Genomic DNA, 21,791 nt, shown 5'->3' on the forward strand with positions numbered 1-21,791 from the left:
TAGCGATGAATTTTGTTAAGGTGACGGGCGGGTTTATACAGGTTGTTGCTAACAATTGTAGATTTTCTCTGAACCCGCCCCTACAGAAAACTGTTCCCTAGAAAAAGGATTTTTTGACAATGGTTAGCGATGAATTTTGTTAAGGTGACGGGCGGGTTTATACAGGTTGTTGCTAACAATTGTAGATTTTATCTGAACCCGCCCCTACAGAAAACTGTTCCCTAGAAAAAGGATTTTTTGACAATGGTTAGCGATGAATTTTGTTAATACGGGCGGGTTTATACAGGTTGAAGAGTGACAATTGTAGATTTTATCTGAACCCGCCCCTACAGAAAATTGTTCCCTAGAAAAAGGATTTTTTGACAATGGTTAGCGATGAATTTTGTTAAGGTGACGGGCGGGTTTATACAGGTTGTTGCTAACAATTGTAGATTTTCTCTGAACCCGCCCCTACAGAAAACTGTTCCCTAGAAAAAGGATTTTTTGACAATGGTTAGTTTGAATGAACGTCCAACACTTTCTAACATCACAAATCAACGACCCGACGCACTCGGACGGTTCGGCGCCTTTGGGGGTAAATATGTCCCAGAAACGCTCATGCCTGCCCTCAGTGAGTTAGAAACTGAGTATCATCGCTATATTAACGACCCTGAGTTTAACGAGCGTCTAGAGGGTTTGTTGAAAGATTATGTCGGTCGCCCCAGTCCGCTTTATTTTGCGGAACGACTCTCCGAACGTTATGCTAAACCTGATGGTAGTGGACCGCAAATTTATCTCAAACGAGAAGACCTCAACCACACAGGCGCTCACAAGATTAATAATGCTCTGGGTCAAGCGTTGCTGGCTAAATGTATGGGCAAACAGCGCATTATCGCCGAAACAGGGGCAGGTCAACATGGCGTCGCTACGGCTACCGTCTGCGCTCGGTTTGGTTTGGAGTGTGTGATTTACATGGGGGTACAAGATATTGAACGGCAAGCCCTGAATGTGTTTAGAATGCGGCTGTTAGGGGCAGAAGTTCGTCCGGTTGAAGCGGGAACAGGCACCCTGAAAGATGCAACTTCAGAAGCCATTCGGGACTGGGTAACAAACGTAGAAACGACGCACTATATTCTCGGCTCGGTGGCAGGCCCCCATCCGTACCCGATGATTGTCAGAGACTTTCATGCAATTATCGGCAAAGAGACTCGCGCTCAATGCCTAGAAAAATGGGGCGGTTTACCCGATATTTTACTGGCTTGCGTCGGCGGTGGTTCTAACGCGATGGGATTGTTTCACGAATTTGTCGAAGATGCTGATGTTCGGATGATAGGCGTAGAGGCAGCAGGTGAAGGCGTCGAAACTGACAAACACGCAGCAACGTTAACTCAAGGAAAAATTGGGGTTTTGCATGGTGCGATGAGTTACTTGCTACAAGACAACGAAGGTCAAATTGTTGAGGCTCATTCTATTAGTGCTGGACTCGATTATCCCGGCGTTGGCCCTGAACACAGCTACCTCAAAGATATTGGTCGCGCCGAATATTATAGCGTCACCGACGAACAGGCGTTAGAGGGTTTTCAATTGCTCTCGTCTCTTGAAGGGATTATTCCAGCGTTAGAAACGGCTCATGCGATCGCCTATCTAGACGTTCTCTGTCCGACGCTAACGGGTAGTCCTCGAATTGTTCTCAACTGTTCGGGCCGGGGTGATAAAGATGTTCAAACCGTTATCAAAGCCCTTGATCAGTGACCAGCTTTTACAGTGACCAGTGACCAGTTATCAGTGACCAGTTTTTACAGTGACCAGTTATCAGTGACCAGTTACCAGTAAACAGTGACCAGTGAACAGTTACCAGTGACCAGTTAGCAATCTTGCCTTCTGCCTTTTGCCTTTTGCCTGTTGCCTCTTGCCTTTTCCCTTTTGCATGATTGCCTTTTATGACAACATTAATTTCTCCAAACACTAACATTACTAGACGCCCCAGCGCGTCACCAGTCGCCCCTACAGAACAAAACTGGCCGGAGTTACTGACTCAGCTTTTAGATCGGCGCTCGCTCTCGGTTGAACAGGCCTCTGTTCTCATGCGGGGTTGGCTGACTGAGGAAATTCCGGCGGTGATGTCTGGGGCAATTCTAGCCGCTATTCAGTCGAAAGGGGTTTCGGCTAGTGAGTTAGTCGGTATGGTCAAAGTATTGCGTGAACAGGCGGTTCAGTCGAATTCTCGCCTCGATACTGTCCCGATGATCGACACTTGTGGAACGGGTGGTGATGGCGCCTCCACGTTTAATATTTCCACAGCAGTGGCTTTTGTCGCGGCAGCAGCAGGGGTGAAAGTTGCTAAACATGGCAATCGCTCCAGTTCTAGCAAAACTGGGTCTGCTGATGTATTAGAAGCGCTGGGCATCAATCTGTCAGCGAGTCCTGAACGGGTAGAAGCGGCAGTTGATGAGGTGGGCATTACCTTTTTATTCGCTCCGGGTTGGCATCCGGCGTTTAAGGCGATTATGCCCTTGCGTAAAACGCTGAAAGTTCGCACGGTTTTTAACATACTCGGCCCGTTGCTGAACCCGATGCAGCCCACTGGACAAGTTATCGGGGTTTATGACTCGTCTTTAGTCGAAACGGTTGCTCTGGCTCTCACCCAGCTTAATATCAGCCGAGCCGTTGTTCTACATGGACGCGAAGGCTTAGATGAAGCGGGTTTAGCTGATCTAACCGATGCTGCTTTTGTTAGCAAGACGGACAACGGCCAAGTGGGCGAACACACGATCAATCTTACCGTTCTCTCACCTCAAGATTCTGGCATTCCGATAACCCCGACAGACGCGATCAAGGGTGGCGATGTCAATACGAATGCGGAAATTCTCAAAGCGGTGTTGCAAGGCAAAGGGACACAACCCCAACAGGATGTCGTTGCTCTCAATGCAGCAATGGCGCTCTATGTGGGTGAATCTGTTTCCTACGCGGACAGCATTAGTAAAGGTGTTGCCACCGCTAAAGAGATTTTAGCCAGTGGACTGGCTTGGCAAAAGTTAGAAGAACTCAGTCAATTTTTATGCGATAGTTAACGTCTCAATTACTAATCACAAACAGGAGTCAATTATGATCGTTATTCTCAAGTCCGGTGTTCCCAGTTCTGAAGTTGAAATCATTAGCGAAGCACTCTCCGAACAGTGGAATGTCAAAGTTGAAAAAAGTGTGGGTCAGCATAAAACTGTATTAGGATTAATCGGTGAAACGGCCTTACTCAACAAAGATCAGATTCAAAATATGAATCCCTGGATCGAGCAGGTTGTACGCATTGAAAAGCCTTTTAAACGGGCAAGCCGAGAGTTTCGTCATGGACAAGCGAGTGGGGTGAAAGTCTCCACGCCCAATGGTGATGTTTATTTCGGTGAAGATCATCCGTTGGTGATAGTCGCAGGGCCTTGTTCGGTGGAAAATGAGGAGATGATTGTCGAAACGGCTAAACGGGTTAAAGTAGCCGGGGCTAAGTTTTTACGCGGAGGCGCTTACAAGCCGAGAACTTCACCCTACGCTTTTCAAGGTCATGGTGAAAGTGCTTTAGAGATGCTTGATGCCGCTCGTTCGGCGACGGGGCTGGGGATTATTACCGAAGTTATGGACACGGCTGATTTGCAGGCGGTGGCTGAGGTGGCGGATGTCCTGCAAATTGGCGCTCGCAATATGCAAAATTTCTCTCTCCTCAAAAAAGTTGGCGCTCAAGATAAGCCTGTGTTGCTGAAGCGGGGAATTGCTGCGACAGTAGATGATTGGCTGATGGCGGCTGAATATGTGTTGGCTTCAGGCAACCCTAACGTGATTTTGTGTGAACGCGGTATTCGGACTTTTGATCGCAAGTATACTCGCAATACTCTGGATTTATCGGTGATTCCTGTGTTGCGAACCCTGACTCATTTACCGATTATGATCGACCCCAGTCACGCTACTGGGAAGTCGGAGTTTGTGCTGCCGATGGCAAAAGCGGCTGTTGCGGCGGGTACTGATGCGTTGATGATCGAAGTTCATCCCAATCCCGCTAAGGCGCTCTCTGATGGGCCGCAATCTATGACACCCAATGAGTTTGATGTTTTAGCGGCTGAACTCCTTCCTCAACGAGTTGCTGCCCTCGTTTAAACAAACCCCTGTAGGAGCGGGTTTTTACAGTTTACAGTTTACAGTTTACAGTTTACAGTTTTTACAGTTATTACTGGTCACTGTTGACTGTTCACTGTCTTCACTGGTCACTGTCTTCACTGGTCACTGATAACTGATAACTGATAACTGTATAAACCTGCCCCGACAATACTGCTGAGTGATAACTGAAAAACAGGTAAATATAATGGTGTTTTGTTCAAAATCTCCATCAAAGTTAGAAGATATTGATCGTCAGCTTGTTAAGTTACTCGGAGAACGGATCGCTGCGATCGCTGAAGAGCAAAGTAATCACATGAATTCGGCGGTACTGAAAACGGAGTTAGATCACGCGGGTGTACCGGAGTTTGTTTGGCGCAATTTATTAACCAGTGCGGCGGCTGCGGCGACGATTACTCCCTCTGTTACCGAAGATCTCGGCCGAACCGATTGGCCTCAGCAGGTGACACTGATTGGCGGGACGGGTAAAATGGGTCAGTTTTTTGCTGAACAACTTACCTGTGCTGGACATCAGGTGAGGATCATGGGCCGCGATGATTGGGATGATGCTGAGGCGCTGTTGGGAAATGCGGATCTGGTGATGGTTTGTGTACCAACTCAGCAAGCTGTTAGTGTGATCAAAAAAGCAGCCTCATACCTACGAGAGACGACAGCTTTGACTGACATTATTAGTATTAAAGCACCCATTGTTGAGGCGATGCTCACTTATCATTCTGGCCCGGTTATGGGATTACACCCGATGTTTGGCCCTGGAATAGGTTCTTTTTTATCTCAAAATGTTGTGGTTTGTCCGGGGCGAAGCGAAACTGCTTTTGATTGGCTGTTGAGGCTGATTGAGCGGAATGGCGGTAAACTGAGAACCAGTTCGGCGACAGAGCATGATCGAATGATGGGGACGGTGCAGGGAATTCGCCATTTTATGACTTTTGGTTTGGGTGTGTTTTTGGCGACTGAGGGGGTTGATGTGGCTCGGAGTCTGGAGTTGTCTAGTCCGTTGTATCGGTTGGCGATCGCTCAAGCTAGTCGTCTTTTTGCTCAAAATGATTCTCTTTGTTTAGAGATTATGATGGGTTCCCCAGAAAGTCGTGGTATTTTGCAGCGACTTTCTACAACCTACGCTCAACTCGCCAGCGCAGCAAGCTGTTGTGATCGCGACTCGCTCAAAAGAGCTTTTGAAATCGCTCATCAAACTTTTAAAACTGTAGTGCCTCAAACACTACCAGAAACTGATCATATCATCGAAAGTTTGAGCGTATTTCTGGCGGCTTCGACAGTTGAATCCCTTGAGGCTGATTGTTGTGTACAGCCGTCTATGCAACCGCCTATAAAACTCAACAGAATCGTTAGCTGAATTCTTGACATCTATTTGCCTGTCAATACTGCGATTGATCTCATTTATAGCAGAGAAAGAGTTGATTAGGACACTGTTTTTCTGTCAAATCCTTTTATGATAAAGGTTTCAATTCTGTCTCCTGTCTCGGTGTCTCCTGACTTCTGCTATATGGGTTCTATAGCACTACGCATTATGGTTAGGACATTAGTAAAAGCTGAAAGCCTGCTGTAGTCTACTTCTGACTTCTGACTTCTGACTTCTGACTTGCGCGTAGCGCTATAACCCCTTTTTTTGAATTTTCAATACAAAAGAATACATTAATTTAATCCTAAATTAAGGGTAGGGTTTTTTGTCTTTATAATGACGACTTCTATCCGCAAATCTTAAACAATCTTGAACATTTTTTCTGGACTTGACTAATTTCCAGGTCAAACGTTACAATAATTAAGAATAGATTTCAACTAGCAGTTCAAAAGCAGAAGAGTTCCCCAATCACAAATTTATTGTTTTGTGGAACTTGAGGGTGCTTAATGAGCATTACACTTGAACAAATTAAGCCTGGTTTTTTTCAGCTGCTTGTGATGAATTCATTAAACTTCCTCATTTTTTAAGGAAAAGATTGAGGGGGGTGTAAGATTGAATTTAATAACCATTGAATGAGTGAATTGTACCACTAGCTCAAGCCAATGAGTGGAATGGTATTGTCAATCATGCTGCTCGATAAGAGTAGCTTTTGGTGAACAAACTTGTACCTAACTATGTTGAAAAAGCTGTGTTTCAAAAACGCAGTAATGTTTACTCTTGTTAACTGATTTTTGTACTGTTTTTGAATTGAAACAAGTCTAATCGACTTCTGTAATCAAGTAATTGACGTGAAACCCATGACAATAAGCACAGCAATGATGAGTGCATCTTCTTCTTCTGAAAATGCGTCTTCTGCAAAGGTTTTAATTGTTGAAGACGATTATCCGACCCGACAGCTCTTTATTGATAGTTTGGAAGCTGAAGGATTTATGCCGATAGCAGCAGAAAATGGGATGATCGGGCTGGAGCTTGCCCGTAAGCATCTGCCTGAAGTGATTATCTGCGATATTATCATGCCAGAACTCGATGGGTATGGTGTTTTAAATGCTTTGCGACAATGCCCTGAAACTGCGATCATTCCGTTTATTTTTCTGACGGCAAAATGGGAGAAAGATCATTTTAGACAAGCGATGGAGTTAGGTGCAGACGACTATCTCACAAAGCCTTGTCGTTTGCAAGACTTAACTGAAGCTGTTCTTTCACAGATCAAAAAACGCTCTATTTTACAGCAGGGATATGCCCTAAAATTTGGTCAAACTCCAACTGAAACTGTTCCAGAAGAGATAGAGGTTTCCGAAAACATTGCTCAGTCAGAAGACTATTCTTCTTTTCCTTTTGAAGAATCGCTCAAGAAAGTGTTCAATTTTATTGAAGCAAACTATTGGCGAACAATTACTCTCGCTGAAGTGGCTGAAAACGCAGGGTATTCACCTGCTTATTTGACCAGTCAAGTGGGATCTTTAACGGGAAAAACAGTGAATCGCTGGATTATTGAGCGACGGATGAAGGCAGCCCGAGCGCTCCTGAAAGAAACTTGCTACACAGTAGAACAAATTGCCCGTCGGATTGGCTATCAAAGCTCTTGTCACTTTTCCAGACAGTTTCGCAAGTATCATGGAGTCGCCCCTCAAATTTGGAGAAACCAACAGAAAAACAATAATGATTAGATGAAGTCAGAGAACAGTTTTTGAGAAGCCGAGTAAAAATAGCTCTAATCGTTACCACCTAATAATATTCCTCTTTTGTGACTCGTTGAAAGAACGAACTCACGAAAAAGCTAGACTATTTATAAAAAAAATAAGGTTAAAATTGATTCACAGAAGCCTAGAGAACGTTAAACTAAAAGATACACCCCCACTGACCATAACGTAATAGCAACAGCGAAAAAGGCACAGAAATATGAAAAGCTCCTGGAAACAAGTATGGATTGGACGGCTTGCGACTGGTGCTTTGACAGTTCGATCCATCAAAAACCGACACCTCTGGCGAATATTGGGCAGTTGGATGATTACTCAAGGCATACTCTTGGGAACTCCAGCCTTAGCCGATAACACTCCGAAATCCCTAGACTACAGCGAACTGTTGCAGAAAATGGAGGCGGGGGAAGTTCAACGTATCGAAGAAGATCCAGCTCGACAAATTGCTAAAGTCACCCTGAAAGGAGACGAAAAAGCAACTTCTCCCTATGTTGTGCAGTTATTTGATCGCAACCCCGAACTGTTACAGACAGCACGCGCCCAAAACATTGATTATGAGGTCAGACCCACTGCTGATAACAGCGCAGCAATGGGGTTAATTGTCAACCTCTTGGTGATCTTTGTCGTCTTGGCATTTTTGCTGATGATTCTTCGCCGTTCAACCCAGGCGTCTGGACAAGCGATGAACTTTGGCAAATCAAGAGCCAGATTTCAAATGGAAGCTAAAACTGGGATTTTGTTTGATGATGTCGCCGGAATTGAAGAAGCCAAAGAAGAATTGCAGGAAGTTGTCACCTTCTTGAAACAGCCAGAACGCTTTACCGCCATCGGTGCGAAGATTCCTAAAGGGGTTCTGCTGGTAGGGCCGCCCGGAACAGGAAAAACCCTCCTCGCCAAAGCGATCGCCGGAGAAGCAGGTGTCCCTTTCTTCAGCATTTCCGGTTCAGAATTTGTGGAAATGTTTGTCGGAGTCGGGGCTTCCCGGGTGCGCGATCTGTTTAGAAAAGCCAAAGAAAATTCTCCCTGTATTGTGTTTATTGATGAAATTGATGCGGTCGGTCGTCAGCGAGGCGCAGGAATAGGCGGAGGGAACGATGAACGGGAACAAACCCTCAACCAGTTACTCACCGAAATGGATGGCTTTGAAGGCAATACAGGCATTATTATCATTGCCGCAACCAACCGCCCTGATGTCTTAGATACCGCTCTGTTGCGTCCGGGTCGTTTTGATCGACAGGTGATTGTTGATTTACCCGGTTATAACGGTCGCTTAGGCATTTTAAAGGTTCACGCCCGCAATAAAAAACTTTCTGATGATGTCTCTTTAGAAGCGATCGCCCGTCGGACTCCGGGCTTTTCTGGGGCTGATCTGGCGAACTTGTTGAATGAAGCGGCAATTCTCACCGCTCGTCGCCGCAAAGAGTCGATTTCTCTACTGGAAATTGATGATGCGGTTGATCGGATCACAATTGGTTTAGCCTTAACTCCCTTGCTTGATAGCAAGAAAAAACGGCTGATTGCTTACCATGAAATCGGACACGCCCTATTAATGACGCTGTTGGAAAATTCTGATCCGCTTAATAAAGTGACGATCATTCCTCGTTCCGGCGGAGTGGGCGGTTTTGCTCAACAAGTCTTTAATGAAGAAATGGTTGATAGCGGTTTGTATACCCGATCTTGGTTGATGGATCAAATTACCATTGCATTAGGGGGACGCGCCTCAGAAGAGGTGATCTTTGGGGATGCGGAAATCACCGTCGGGGCGAGTAACGATATCCAACGGGTGACGAATTTAGCTCGGGAAATGGTCACTCGTTACGGAATGTCGGACTTGGGGCCAGTTTCTTTGGAAAGTCCGAGTTCGGAAGTCTTTCTCGGTCGCGGATGGCCAGCCCAGTCCGAATATTCTGAAAAAATCGCTACCCAAATCGATCATCAAGTCCGGGAAATTGCCTTGCATTGTTATCAAAGAGCCTGTGAAATTGTCCTGGAAAATCGAGCCTTGATGGATCATCTCGTAGAATTATTGCTTGAACGGGAAACCATCGAAGGTGATGAATTCCGTCGTATTGTTGCTGAGTACACCCCTCTGCCTCAAAAACAACTGACCGAAAGCCGCTAAGTGTTCAGCAAACCTCCTTGTCAAAATTCTTTCTCTAACAAGACTCAGAAGGGTTAGCATAGGGGAAGAAAACAGCAATTCAACAAGGGGGTTCTGATGTCATATTGGCCGAGTTTAGTGACGGTGATCGCTCTACTTGTGTATTTTGTTTTAACGCTTAATGTCGGTCGAGCGAGAGCTAAATATAAGATTATGCCACCTCAAATGAGTGGTGATCCGAATTTTGAGCGAGTTGTCCGAGTTCAACAAAATACACTAGAACAACTCGTTCTTTTCTTGCCTGCATTATGGTTATTTTCAGAGTTTATTAGTCCGACTTGGGGGGCGAGTCTCGGTGCTATTTGGATTATTGGACGTATTGTTTATGCTTGGGGTTACTATCAGGCTGCCGAAAAACGATTTCTCGGTTTTGCGATCGCCAGTCTCTCCCTTTTAACATTACTCGGAGGCTCGTTAGTGGGGATTATTTTCCCTCTTGTTCAGCCTTTAATTTAGCTGAACAGAGATATCAATTGTCAATCCTCACTTGAGATCAAGCATTAAAATGTCTGAGAAAAATCACCCCAAAAACCCCATATTTCAAGTCAACGAAAAGATGTATCAACAGTTGTTAGAGTGGCAACAACACCTCGAACACACTCACCCGGAAAACACAACTGATCACGACTTCAACCCAACAGAGCCAGATCTTGCAAGAAATACCAATCAAAATGACAAGCAACCTTGAAGTTCTGAAGGTAGCCTTATTAAAGGCTCAAACTGCCGCTCAACTCAAGGCATTAATTATTCACCATACTCACGAAGAGATCCTGCAAGCTTATGATCGGCTAGCATTGGATCAACAGATAAAAGTTCAGAAAATTTGGCAAGGAGAACTTGAATCCAAGTTATTTCACTGATACCAGAGTGCTTCAATGTCAAACCCCAAAAGCAAACCTAAACCCGCCGAGGCGCAGAATTCTTTAGACTCTGCCCGTGATAGCGGGGAGGAAAATTTTGAGACTAATTTTGAGACTGATTTTGAGGATGAAACTCAAACACCCGAGAAAATACCCTTCGTCCTCTGGGTGACAGGGGGGGCTTTTCTCGTGGGTTGTTTGATGTTTGGAAATGGCTTATCGTTGAATATAATTTTATTGGCAATCACTGCCATTTTTTGTTTGACTCTATCTTACCGATATCCCCGTACAGCCCTTTGGATTTTCCTTATTTATACTCCCTTTGCGGGTACTGTTGCTTACTGGATTGGTAACGATCATCCGATTTTTCATTTAGCAAAAGATGGACTCTATTTTCCTGCATTGATCGCGATTATTCAAACCGCACGTAAACAGCATTTACCCCTAATTATTCCCAAGTCTTTAAAAATACCGCTTTTGAGCTTATTAGGAATTTCAATTCTGACCTTAATCTACGTCAATGGCGGACAACAATTAAGTTCAAATCCCGGCGGAAAGGCTTTATTATTGGGGGTTTTTGGTCTAAAAGTTTTGATGGGATATATTCCCCTGATTCTCTGTGCTTATGTCCTGATTCGCAATCGAGAAGAACTCCATTTCTTGACTCGTTTACAGGTGATTCTGGTGATTATTTGCTGTGTTTTAGGTGTGATCCAATATTGGTTAGTGGTCACAGGTCGATGCCCTGATAATACGGGTCTCCCTGAACATTTACTACTGCGAGCAAATCTCCAACGAAAATGTTTAGTGGGGGGAGCATTAGGCTACTATGCGGCTGATAATTTTATTCGTTTACCGGGTACATTTGTCGCGCCTTGGCATTGGGCTTGGTTTTTAATTTCTAGTAGTTTTTTCTGCTTTTCAACGGCATTTAGTGACCCTAAATTGTCTTGGCGAACCGCCGGTTGGTTGTCTTTGTCTCTGGTGGTATTAAATGCGACTCTCTGCGGTCAACGTACAGCTTTATTAGCTGTTCCGATGATTATTGTTATTTTAGTGATTGCAACCAGTCACATTCCTCAACTCAAACGGTTAGTCATTCTTTTATTAGGAATTGTTTTATTTATGGGGGGAACTCATCTCCTTTTTCCGAGTATTATTGCCCAACGAATGGAGAGTTTTATTTCTCGTTGGAATGCTTCTCCCCCGACGGAATTTGTGACAGACCAAGCAGAATGGACGGCGAGCAAACATGAAGGCGTATTAGGAAATGGTTTAGGACGGGCTACAAATGCGGGGCGTGCCTTGGGAGATACCCGACTGATAGAAACTTATTATCCGAAGTTACTTTACGAAATTGGGCCGTTAGGTGTAATCGCCTTTTTTGCTGTGGTTACGACCCTAACTTTTCAAGGGTTTAAAGCTTATCATCAAGTTCAAGATCCCAGTTTACGAGGTTACGGTGTTATTTTTTGGGTGTTTATTTTTCTGATTAGTTATAACTCTTATTGGTACCCCCTCGATACTGATCCAGTTGCGGTTTATTATTGGTTTTTTGCGGGAGTATTATTGAAGTTACCCCATCTCGAACGAGAAGAAATCAAAATATTAGCAGCACAAGAAATTGAGCTACAAAAGTCTGAGTAAGGCAATAGGCGCTCATTGTTAACTGCTCACTGTAAAAACTGGTAGCCGGTCAGTATCCTCAAGGATACTAACTGACTTTGAAGTGTCTACTTTTCATCCCAAAAAGTCTGTTCTAAACTCAAAATATAGCGCTTCGGGCAAGGCAAGAGGCAAAAGCATAAAGTCCTGTACCTCAGCAGTATGATAATTGCTATATTGCGATGGTTCTCATAGCCGTCTGTAGACTCAACCGTTAAATTTTCACTCAATTTAGTCTCTATTCTCAAATCTGGGGATAGAGACTTTGTAGATTCATGCAGTAAAATAAGCTGTTATGTTAATATTCTGTGCATCCGCCAACCTCTGTTTTGTATCGTGAGTAGAGATCTCTTTGCCCGTGAAGCCCTCGCCCAAATACCCAAAATTCTAACCCTGTTAGACCGAAATCCCCACAGCCCTACCTATGGCTGTTTTGACCGCAATTTTTGGCATTATAAAATTATTGATTTCCCCAGTGGGATGGCGCAGGAGTTCGTCTGGCCCTTAGCTTTGGCTTACGAGACGAATATTACGGATAACCCCTATTACAAACAACCGATGCTGCGGGAATGGGTAGAGGCGGGTATTATCTATGCGGCTCGTACTAGCCATCCTGATGGTTCCTGTGATGACTATTTTCCTTTTGAACGAGCGACGGGAGCGGCGGCTTTTTCTCTGTTGGCTTGTGTAGAAAGTTATATTTTATTAGGATTAATGGATTATGAGGCGTTACAGTTTTTTGAACGACGGGCAAATTGGCTGGCAAATCACTACGAAAGCGGTCAATTATCAAACCATGAAGCCTTAATTATTCTCTGTTTAGAACGCTTAAGCCAACTCTTACAAACCTCTAAATGGCGGCGGACAATTGCCAGCCGTTTAGATCGGTTATTATCTTGGCAAAGTTCAGAAGGATGGTTTAAAGAATATGCTGGGTGTGACCCGGGTTATCATACGCTAACAATCTCTTGTTTAGCACAATTTGAGCGTCTTAAACCCGATAACCGCTTAAAAGATGCGCTTTCTAAAGCGGTTGAAGTGGCGGCTCATTTTATTCATCCTGACGGCAGTTATGGCGGCGAATATGCCAGTCGCAATACTTATAATTTCTTTCCGCATGGCTTTGAATTAGTGGGTCTCTGGCTGCCGGATGCCCTGCGAATTAATGATCAATTTTTGCAAGGTTTAAAAGAGGGTTTAGGGGCTTGTTATGGCGACGATCATATTATTGGTCATCATACTTGGAATTATCTGTTAGCATGGCGGGATTTTATTCCTGAACGTCCTCAACCGATGCCCCGTGATGTCGCGAGTATTTGGTTACAGGAAGCGCAAATTTTGATTAAACGCCGACCCGGAGTAGAATTATATATTGCCCTGAATAAAGGGGGTGTATTTAAACTGTTTAGAGAGGACAAGTTAGTGGTTTCAGACAGTCATTTATCTTTGCAAGTTCGACAAGGAAGAAAGTTCAAAAATGCAGTCAGCCACTTAATTGATTCCTACGCTGTTAAAGTTGAACAAGATGAAATTTCAGTAGCCGGACAATTGGGTTGGGCAAAACAAACTCAAATGTCTCCGATTAAATTAATGATTTTACGAGGGGTAATGTTAACCTTTGGGCGGTTTTTTCCGAACTTAATTCGCAAGCTTTTACAGAAAATGTTAATCACGGGAAAAGAACCTGCTCCTTTTAGATTTAAACGCTATTTTCGCTGGGAAAACAATCAATGGCAGATTACAGATGAATTATCGGCTACCTCTTGGCAGGGGATAACAGGTGCAGGAATTGGCAGTGATCAAACCTCAATATATGTGGTGATGAGTCGGACGTTTCAACGAGGTCAATTACAACCTTGGTTAGATTTAACGCCGGATATTAAAAAACTATCTTCCGGTCAATCGTTCAAAATAGAACGGAGTTTTTAAAGCTTCAGAGTAGCCTGTAGGCTTCCTCAAATCAGACCGATGATGCGAAATTTGGCGTTTATCAAGGTATATCTTGTATAAGTTCATGATAAAACAAACCTCTATGCAAACTTTTTGGGCTTTTCACAGAAGTCGCTTTTACGGCTTGTTGTTGTTGGGCTGTTGGTTTGTGTTGGCTTTGGGGTTGCGACTGACTTTGTTGGCTTCTAAACCCGTCTGGAGTGATGAATTTGCCACCCTCGTCTTTAGTTTAGGGCATCGTTTCCGCAGTTTGCCTTTTGATGTGCCGATTTCTCTGGACACTTTGCTGTCCCCGTTGCGACTGGACTCTACTACCTCTATTGCGTCAGTACCGGAAAATTTATTCCGGGAGAGCAACCATCCGCCTGTGTATTTCATGCTGACTCATCTTTGGGTGAAGCTGTTTGGTCAGGATGGGGATTTTGTTTCGATTTGGGGGGCGCGATCGCTGAGTGCTATCCTGGGAGCAGCTACGGTTCCGGCTATGTTTGCACTGGCTTGGCTGGCGTTTCGTTCTGCTCTGGTTGCACAAATGGCGGCGGCTTTGATGGCTATTTCTCCCTATGGCGTTTATTTGGCACAGGAAGCCCGACACTACACCTTAGCTGTCATTTTTATTATAGCATCTCTCGGCTGCTTAATTACAACAATTTTAAAAATTCAACAAAAAAATTCTCTACCTGTTTGGATCGGTTTATTGTGGGTTATCATCAATACTCTGGGGATTGCTGTCCATTTCTTTGTTGTTTTTACGCTGGCTGCTGAAGGTCTAGTTATGTTGGCATTTTGGTTAAAAAGTTGCCGATTTCAACCGTTTAAAATTCCCCCTTGGAAAACCTGGAGAGGTGTTTATCTTGCTGCCGTTGGGAGTGCAGTCGGAGGGTTAGTTTGGCTGCCGATTTTTCTGAATATTTCTAATCCTGATAGTGAGTTAATTCGCTGGACGTTTCATGGTGATCCGGTGGGAGATTTTCTCGAACCGATTGTTCGATTGATTGCCTGGATTAGTACAATGATTGTCATTTTGCCTGTAGAAAATCAGCCGTTATCTGTAATAGTGCTTTCGGGTTTGATAATTTTGGGTGTCGTTGTTTTAACAGGGAAACTTCTAAAAGACAGTTGGCTGTTATATCCGCAACATTGGCGATGGCCTAAAATTATTTTAGCGGGATTTATAACCAGCGCGATTTTAATCATTCTCACCATCACCTATGGTTTTAGCATGGATTTAACGCTGGTTGCTCGTTATCATTTTACCTATTTTCCGGCGATTATTCTTCTGGTTGCTGCGGCTTTTGCGGTGTGTTGGGAAATACCAGGAAAATATTATTGGCGACAGAAAGGAATTGTATTGATTGGATGTGTAGGATTAATAGGAGCATTCACGGTGGCGACTCATCTCGCTTATCAAAAACCGGATCGTTCTGATTTAGCGGCTGATTATATTGCTGAATCTTTAACGCCAAACATCCCAACTTTAATTGCAACCGTTCATAAAAGTCACGAACAAACAGGAGAAATGATGAGTATTGCTTGGGAGTTGAAGCGCTTAGGAATAACAGAGAATCTGCCGCAATTTCTTCTCGCTCAAAAACTTGGTAATCCAGAGATTCCCATGACTACACTCAGCCGTACCATTGATCGTTCAAGCCGACCTGTGAATTTATGGTTAATCAATTTTTCAGCTCCCTTTGAACCGGAAATGCACAACTGTAGTCACGAACCAGATTTTAAGTCTGAAGTTCCAGGCTATCATTTACGAATGTATCGCTGCTTGTCATCAAAGCAATCTAGCAAGTCTGGGAATTTCTTTGTTTAGATGAAACATTAATTCTCTATAAAGTTTCCCAAAAATCGTATACTTTTCTACCAAAAAACAGATTGATTCATTTGGAACACTGTTATAATAATGTAGATGTCAATCTGGGTGCGTTCAAGTCGAAAATAAACTTATGTAGCTAGACATTTAGATGATTAATCTTCTCATGTTACATTCATTTTATTTTCACATTTTAAAGAGCCATTCGACCTGTTGTTAGTATGATTTTAAAAAAGGTCGCTTTTCTTGTAAACCAGTCGTTAATCGGACAAAAAAATGACAGCACCAACAAACAAAAAACTGAAAATTTTACTCGTCCTAGAGCAATGCAACCCGGATTGGCCCTCTGTACCGTTGGTTGGGTACAACTTTTTTAAAGCAATTCGTCAACTTGCAGATGTCACTCTCGTGACCCACGAAAGAAATAAACCTGCATTGGAAAACAAAGGGTATGAAAATATTGTTTATATTCCTGAAAGTGCTGCCATAAAACAATATTATAAATCGGTTCCGAGTTTAGCCATGAAAGGTCGAGTCAATTGGCCTTTATATCATCTCCTCAGCTATCCCGTTTATGCCGAGTTTGATCATCAGGTGTATCAAGCTTTTAAGCAAAAAGTTCTTCAAGGAGAATACGATATCGTTCATGCCATTACACCGATGGTGCCGCGATATCCTCACAAGATTATCCAGGCTTGTCAAAAGAAAAATATTCCTTTTCTATTAGGGCCAGTTAATGGCGGAATTCCATTTCCTCCGGGGTTTCAAGAAACAGCCAAAAAAGAAAATGCAGGTCTTAATTTCTTAAGAGTCTTAGGTCGATATCTAATTCCGGGTTATGTTGAAACCTACAAAAAAGCGACTCACATTTTTTCCGGTTCGACCTATACGTTAAGCCTGGTGCAGAAACTCTTTGCCATTCCCGATGAAAGAATTTCTCTTTTATCTGAAAATGGTATTGATCATGACTCTATTATTGAAGTAGAAAGATCTGCAATTTCAGATCGTCCGATAAACCTCTTATTTGTAGGGCGGCTGGTTCCTTATAAATGTGCGGATGTTGTGATTGAAGCCATTGGAAAATTAGAATCTTCCCTGAAAAATCGAGTGAAACTCACCATCGTAGGAGATGGTTCAGAAAAAGGGAATCTAGAGAAAATGGTGCAGGATTTGCACTTGAGTAATCAGGTTAACTTTACAGGTTGGGTTCCTCAACCAGAAACGGTTAATTACTACCGACAAGCAGATGTTTTTTGCTTTCCCTCCATCCGAGAATTTGGGGGTGCGGTTGTCATAGAAGCGATGGCTTGTGGACTTCCTTGTATTGTTGCTGATTACGGTGGTATTGGCGAATATGTAACCGAAAAAACTGGATTCAAAATAGAACCTCGTTCCCGTGAATATCTCGTTGAACAGGTGAAAGAAAAAATCAAAATTTTGGCTGAAGATCAACAATTATACTCTCAGATGTCTGTTAACTCTGTTGAAAGAGCCAAAGACTTTATCTGGAGTAATAAAGCCCTGAAAATTTCTGAAGTTTATCAAGAAATACTCAACTCCTCTCAGACGGCTTCTGACTCAAATCCCACCCAGTCAGTCCGCCAACTTTATCACACGGTTTGAGACACTTATGGAGTTTTAGAGACTTTTAAAATACAGTTTGCATCCACAACAATGAAAGTATCTGTTTGATAGACTGAACAGGCACTAACTAATGTGTTAATCACCGCAGGGGGAGTCTTTGCTTTAAGTATAGATGCGACTTCCTCTGCTTTAAATTCCCATTGTCTAAACCAATTATTATCCGTTAAATAGTAGGGAAGAAAAGCATTGTCATCGAGTAGAATTAAATCAACACCATAAGTTTGAATGAAATTCCGTAAAACTTGTATATTTTGAGTATATTGAGCATCAATTAAATCCATTGCTCTTTGGCGAATTTGACGATGATAACCCACTTGATAGGGAATTGAATATTCCCAAGCGATTAAAACAGAACGTTGAGCAAAGGAGGGAATATGATCAGCTTCGTGTGATAGACTAGCAATCAGTATATCTTTGGGTTGTTGAGATAAAAAGTCATGGAGACTCGCTTCTTTAGGTTCTCTGTAGCTAGGAGAGGTGAATTCGTCAAGAAATGAAGGATAAAAAATCACCGCAATACCAAGGATTGTCGTTACTCCTAAAGCGATGAATGAACCCAGTTTAAATTTGATACTTCTTGAAAAGATTTGATCGTTTTTGAGTTGATAACTTGAATGTTTTTCCGCAAAACTTAAAATATAATCAATCAAAACTGTTAAAGTAATTCCCGTAGAAATGGCAATTAAAAGATAAAAACTATGATTGATGTATCGACTGGGTAAAAACAAATAAAAGAGAAAAAGATGAGCCAAGAAAAAAAGACTCAGAGACACGAATAAAAGTTGTCGAAAAAAAACCGAGTTTTTAATCTGTTTAACCAGGGTAAACTGACAGGGAAACTTGATTAAAATCGGTAAAAACAAGCCGAAACAAAGGGTAAGAGGACTTAATAACTCTCGAGGAATCATGCCACTCCGAATTCCTAAAAACCAATATTCAATAGGATTATCATTGAAAAAACTTCCTCGTCCTCTGGGTTGAAATTCGGGTAAATTTCTGGCTTCTGCAACGTTAATAATAGGCCCATATTCCGATGAACTGATTAAATAGGAAAGCAGCATTAAACTTGCCAGGATTAATCCCATTATATAAAATATAAACAGTTTTTTATTGGAATTTAAGCGTATTTTATTATTTTTAAATTGAATTAAATTGAGCAAAAATAATCCGGCTGATACAAGTACAGTTGGAGGATAAAATAATCCTTGTAAAATCAGAGCAATTAAACAAGAAATCCTTGATTTTTTGAGGAAATAGTAGAGAAATGCAAAAAATAGCGGATAAGAAAAGGATGAAGCGATCGCTGCGACAAAAATATCCTTCATCCAGATACTTTGATTAAACAACAAAGACGCGATAAATGCGGCGAAGGGAACGGGGAAAAGTTGTAAACAAATCCCGAAACAATAACCAGTCATAATTACCCCTAAAACCAATGGCAAACATTTATTAATCACCATTGGATCAAGACCAAAATGAATAAAAAACCGATAAACAGCAGTCAGTCCTACAGGTTCAACAGATTGAAAAAAGTCGGCTATTAAATCATTGGGAAATAATTCGGTATCAACAAAACGTCGCATCCAAAAAATATGCTTACGAGCATCATCTTGAACGACATATTCTCCATCAAAAGCTTGCTGTAAAACAAGAATACTATAGATGACGCTAAACGTCAGACTGAGTGAAAACCAAAATAGGGTTCGTTGCCGGGATGCAGTCTGTGGAGTCGTGAGAAATTGACGCAAGCGTTGAACGAACATAGCACCTCGATCTATAATGATTTCGGAATTATTCTGTCCGTAATACGATCAGAAATTTCGCCGGATGATTAACGTAACAAATTAGCACATTAGACGGTATTATCAGGATGAATCACGTCAATCTCAACTGAAGTTATGACGGAAATCAACTCAGATAGTCTACCCCTCTACGCGAAGAACCCTCTAACTCGGTTCTCCTTGAGAGCGAGGGAATATGCTCAGTATAGACCGAGTTATCCTTCCGAAGCGATCGCAAATATTATAGAGGGACTGGGTAATGTTAACACAATGATTGCGGCGGATATCGGCGCAGGGACGGGAATTTCTGCGCGTTTATTGGCGGATAAAGGGATTCAAGTGTTAGCAGTTGAACCGAATGAAGCGATGAGACAAATGGCGACTCCTCATCCCCGAGTTGAGTGGTTAGAAGGGACAGCCGAAGCCACTTATTTAGCCGATCAATCTGTTGATTTAGTGACGACTTTTCAAGCGTTTCATTGGTTTATTCCTGAACCGACTCTCCGAGAATTTTATCGGATTTTAAAACCATCTGGACGAGTTGCGATTGTCTGGAATCATCGCTATCGAAAGGATCAATTTACTCAAGAATATAGTACCATCTTTAAGCAATCATCTCAATATCATTCAATTCTCCAGAAAAAACATCCCAGACCGATTACGGCACTCCTAGAAAGTTCAGCTTTTGAAAATCAGCGTCATCAAATGTTTAGCCATTATCAAGCCTTAGATGTAACTGAATTAATCGGTCGAACTCAAAGTGCGTCCTATATTCCGATTCAGGGTCGTGAAGCCGAAGAAATTATCGCTCAGTTGCAGGAATTATACCACAGATGGAAAGATGAGCAAGGATTGGTTTATATTGTATATCGCACCGATGTCTATCTAGCTGAAGTCAAGGAGAAATGATTTTAACAATTTTTCAAATCCCCATTTTGCCTGTACAAAGTTTTTTAACTCGTTCTTCTACTAAAATTGGGCGTTCATCAATCAAGTTTTGGCTCAGTTTGAGCTTGACCTTTGCAACGATTTACAGTTTATTAGCAGTACAAGAAGCTTTTAGCAGTGAGTATGTTATTCAAGATGATGCGAGAAAACATATTTTTTGGATGCAGAGGTTTCTTGATGCTGAGTTGTTTACTGATGATTTAATAGCTGACTATTTTCAATCCGTAGCACCTGAAGGTTATCGAAGTTTATATTGGCTATTTACCCATTTAGGAATCGATCCTATTTTTATCGGTAAAATTATTCCTTTGGGACTAGATATTGTTGCGACTTTTTATTGTTTTTACGTCGCTTTAGAACTGTTACCTCTTCCTTTGTCTGGATTTATTTCATCAATTTTACTCAATCAACAACTTTGGTTCAATGATGACTTAGTATCAGCCACCCCTAGAGCATTTGTTTATCCGTTATTTTTAGGATTTCTCTATTATCTACTGCGAAAATCTGTTTTAGGAGTTGCCATCTTTATCGCCCTATTAGGACTATTTTACCCGCAAGCTGTGTTAATTAGTGCAGGTATTTTAATCCTCAGACTATTTGACTGGAATAAAAAATCAGTCCGTTTAACGAACGATATCAAAAATCGCTGGGTTAGCATTATTGGACTGGGAATAACTTTTATAGTTGTTTTATATTATGCGGCGACTTCGAGTGAATTTGCACCAGTGATTTCCGTTGCTGAAGCTAAAACAATGTCGGAGTTTGGAGGAGCGGGAAATAGTGCATTTTTTCAAGATAATCTCTGGGATTTTTTCATCACAGGTCAACGCAGTGGTTTATTCCCCAAATATTTATTTAGACCTCCACTGATGAGCGCAGGTTTATTACTTCCGTTATTCTTTTTATTCAAAGCAAGACTTCCACTCTTGCAAAAAATAACCCCTCATATCAACATATTACCCTCGGTTTTAATCTCCTCTATCAGTTGGTTTATCGCCGCTCATTTGATGTTGTTCAAACTCCATCTTCCCAGTCGTTATACCTGTTATACCTTTCGTCTGTGTTTAGCGTTAGCAGCAGGAATAAGCCTCTGTGTATTATTAGATATCGTGTTAACTTGGGCGAGTCAATATCCCCGTAAAAAAGCCAAACGGGTGATCGCTTTTAGTTTAACAGTCTGTCTCGGACTCGGAATTATTTTAGGGTCTTGCTTTTGGGGAAAGTTTCCAAAAACAAGCTTTATTTTTGCCAAAGAAACAGAAATTTATCACTTTTTTTCCCAGCAACCGAAAGATACTTTAATTGCTTCAATTTCTAAAGTAGCGGATAATATTCCGAGCTTTTCTCAACGTTCAGTTTGGGTCGCTTGGGAATATGCAATTCCCTATCATTTAGGGTATTACAGTCAAATTCAGCAACGAGCGATGGAGTTAATTAAAGCTCAATATAGTTCTGATTTAACTGTAGTACAAAATTTGATTAAAACTCATCAATTTGATTTTATTGTCTTAGACAACATAGCATTTACGCCGGAATATCTGCTAAAAAATCACTGGTTAAGACAATGGTATCATTCTTTAGGTCAAGAGATTTTAGCTGATTTTGAGCAAGGAAAAACTCCTGCTCTGAGTCAAACCCTGCAACAATGTTCTGTATTAACAACAGAAAAGGTAATGGTTTTAGAAGCAGATTGTCTGATGGAATTATAAAAA

General features: G+C 42.2%; 15 protein-coding genes. 14 read left to right on the plus strand and 1 reads right to left on the minus strand.

Translation table 11 applies throughout. The features are described 5' to 3' along the window. Positions 1 to 489 precede the first annotated feature (489 nt). The 12 genes from trpB (at position 490) to VB836_RS14590 (ending at position 17,329) form a co-directional block, all read left to right on the plus strand. On the plus strand, positions 490 to 1,731 hold the full coding sequence (trpB, locus tag VB836_RS14535) for a tryptophan synthase subunit beta (RefSeq protein WP_323220101.1): 1,242 nt from the start codon (positions 490 to 492) through the stop codon (positions 1,729 to 1,731). A 188-nt stretch (positions 1,732 to 1,919) separates the two neighbouring features. Then, the gene (gene trpD / locus VB836_RS14540) at positions 1,920 to 3,050 is read left to right on the plus strand and encodes an anthranilate phosphoribosyltransferase (protein ID WP_323220103.1); all 1,131 of its coding nucleotides are present in this window, start codon (positions 1,920 to 1,922) and stop codon (positions 3,048 to 3,050) included. A gap of 34 nt (positions 3,051 to 3,084) precedes the next feature. After that, entirely contained in the window at positions 3,085 to 4,119 is a 1,035-nt protein-coding gene (aroF, locus tag VB836_RS14545) for a 3-deoxy-7-phosphoheptulonate synthase (RefSeq protein WP_323220105.1), read from the plus strand. A gap of 205 nt (positions 4,120 to 4,324) precedes the next feature. Then, a complete protein-coding gene (locus VB836_RS14550) occupies positions 4,325 to 5,488 on the plus strand; it encodes a prephenate dehydrogenase/arogenate dehydrogenase family protein (protein WP_323220107.1) in 1,164 nt (387 codons plus the stop codon). 863 nt (positions 5,489 to 6,351) lie between these two features. Further along, positions 6,352 to 7,221 (plus strand): response regulator, encoded by an 870-nt coding sequence (locus tag VB836_RS14555; RefSeq protein WP_323220109.1) that lies wholly within the window; start codon positions 6,352 to 6,354, stop codon positions 7,219 to 7,221. A 232-nt stretch (positions 7,222 to 7,453) separates the two neighbouring features. Further along, positions 7,454 to 9,373, plus strand: coding sequence for an ATP-dependent zinc metalloprotease FtsH (ftsH, locus tag VB836_RS14560; protein WP_323220111.1), 1,920 nt, complete (start codon positions 7,454 to 7,456; stop codon positions 9,371 to 9,373). 96 nt (positions 9,374 to 9,469) lie between these two features. Next, complete coding sequence (locus tag VB836_RS14565; RefSeq protein WP_323220113.1) at positions 9,470 to 9,868, plus strand: MAPEG family protein; 399 nt, start codon at positions 9,470 to 9,472, stop codon at positions 9,866 to 9,868. Between the two features lie 215 nt (positions 9,869 to 10,083). Next, positions 10,084 to 10,272 (plus strand): hypothetical protein, encoded by a 189-nt coding sequence (locus VB836_RS14570; protein WP_323220115.1) that lies wholly within the window; start codon positions 10,084 to 10,086, stop codon positions 10,270 to 10,272. Between the two features lie 15 nt (positions 10,273 to 10,287). Next, a complete protein-coding gene (gene hpsL / locus VB836_RS14575) occupies positions 10,288 to 11,919 on the plus strand; it encodes a hormogonium polysaccharide biosynthesis protein HpsL (protein ID WP_323220117.1) in 1,632 nt (543 codons plus the stop codon). Between the two features lie 354 nt (positions 11,920 to 12,273). Further along, positions 12,274 to 13,866: a hypothetical protein gene (locus VB836_RS14580; RefSeq protein ID WP_323220119.1), complete on the plus strand. Its 1,593-nt coding sequence runs from the start codon at positions 12,274 to 12,276 to the stop codon at positions 13,864 to 13,866. Positions 13,867 to 13,969: 103 nt separating this feature from the next. After that, positions 13,970 to 15,706 carry a glycosyltransferase family 39 protein gene (locus VB836_RS14585; protein ID WP_323220121.1) on the plus strand — a complete coding sequence of 579 codons (1,737 nt, stop codon included), beginning with the start codon at positions 13,970 to 13,972 and terminating at the stop codon, positions 15,704 to 15,706. Between the two features lie 276 nt (positions 15,707 to 15,982). Beyond that, positions 15,983 to 17,329, plus strand: a complete 1,347-nt coding sequence (locus VB836_RS14590; RefSeq protein WP_323220123.1) for a glycosyltransferase family 4 protein — start codon at positions 15,983 to 15,985, stop codon at positions 17,327 to 17,329. 5 nt (positions 17,330 to 17,334) lie between these two features. Here VB836_RS14590 and VB836_RS14595 read toward each other — a convergent pair whose 3' ends face one another. Beyond that, the gene (locus tag VB836_RS14595) at positions 17,335 to 19,113 is read right to left on the minus strand and encodes a hypothetical protein (RefSeq protein WP_323220125.1); all 1,779 of its coding nucleotides are present in this window, start codon (positions 19,111 to 19,113) and stop codon (positions 17,335 to 17,337) included. 135 nt (positions 19,114 to 19,248) lie between these two features. Here VB836_RS14595 and VB836_RS14600 point away from each other — a divergent pair, with 135 nt between their 5' ends. After that, complete coding sequence (locus VB836_RS14600; protein WP_323220126.1) at positions 19,249 to 20,040, plus strand: class I SAM-dependent methyltransferase; 792 nt, start codon at positions 19,249 to 19,251, stop codon at positions 20,038 to 20,040. Further along, positions 20,037 to 21,788 carry a hypothetical protein gene (locus VB836_RS14605; RefSeq protein ID WP_323220128.1) on the plus strand — a complete coding sequence of 584 codons (1,752 nt, stop codon included), beginning with the start codon at positions 20,037 to 20,039 and terminating at the stop codon, positions 21,786 to 21,788. The genes VB836_RS14600 and VB836_RS14605 overlap by 4 nt, the downstream gene beginning before the upstream one ends. The last annotated feature ends 3 nt before the right edge of the window (positions 21,789 to 21,791 follow it).

The sequence above is a fragment of the Limnoraphis robusta BA-68 BA1 genome, assembly GCF_034932365.1.
GTDB lineage: Bacteria > Cyanobacteriota > Cyanobacteriia > Cyanobacteriales > Microcoleaceae > Capilliphycus > Capilliphycus robustus.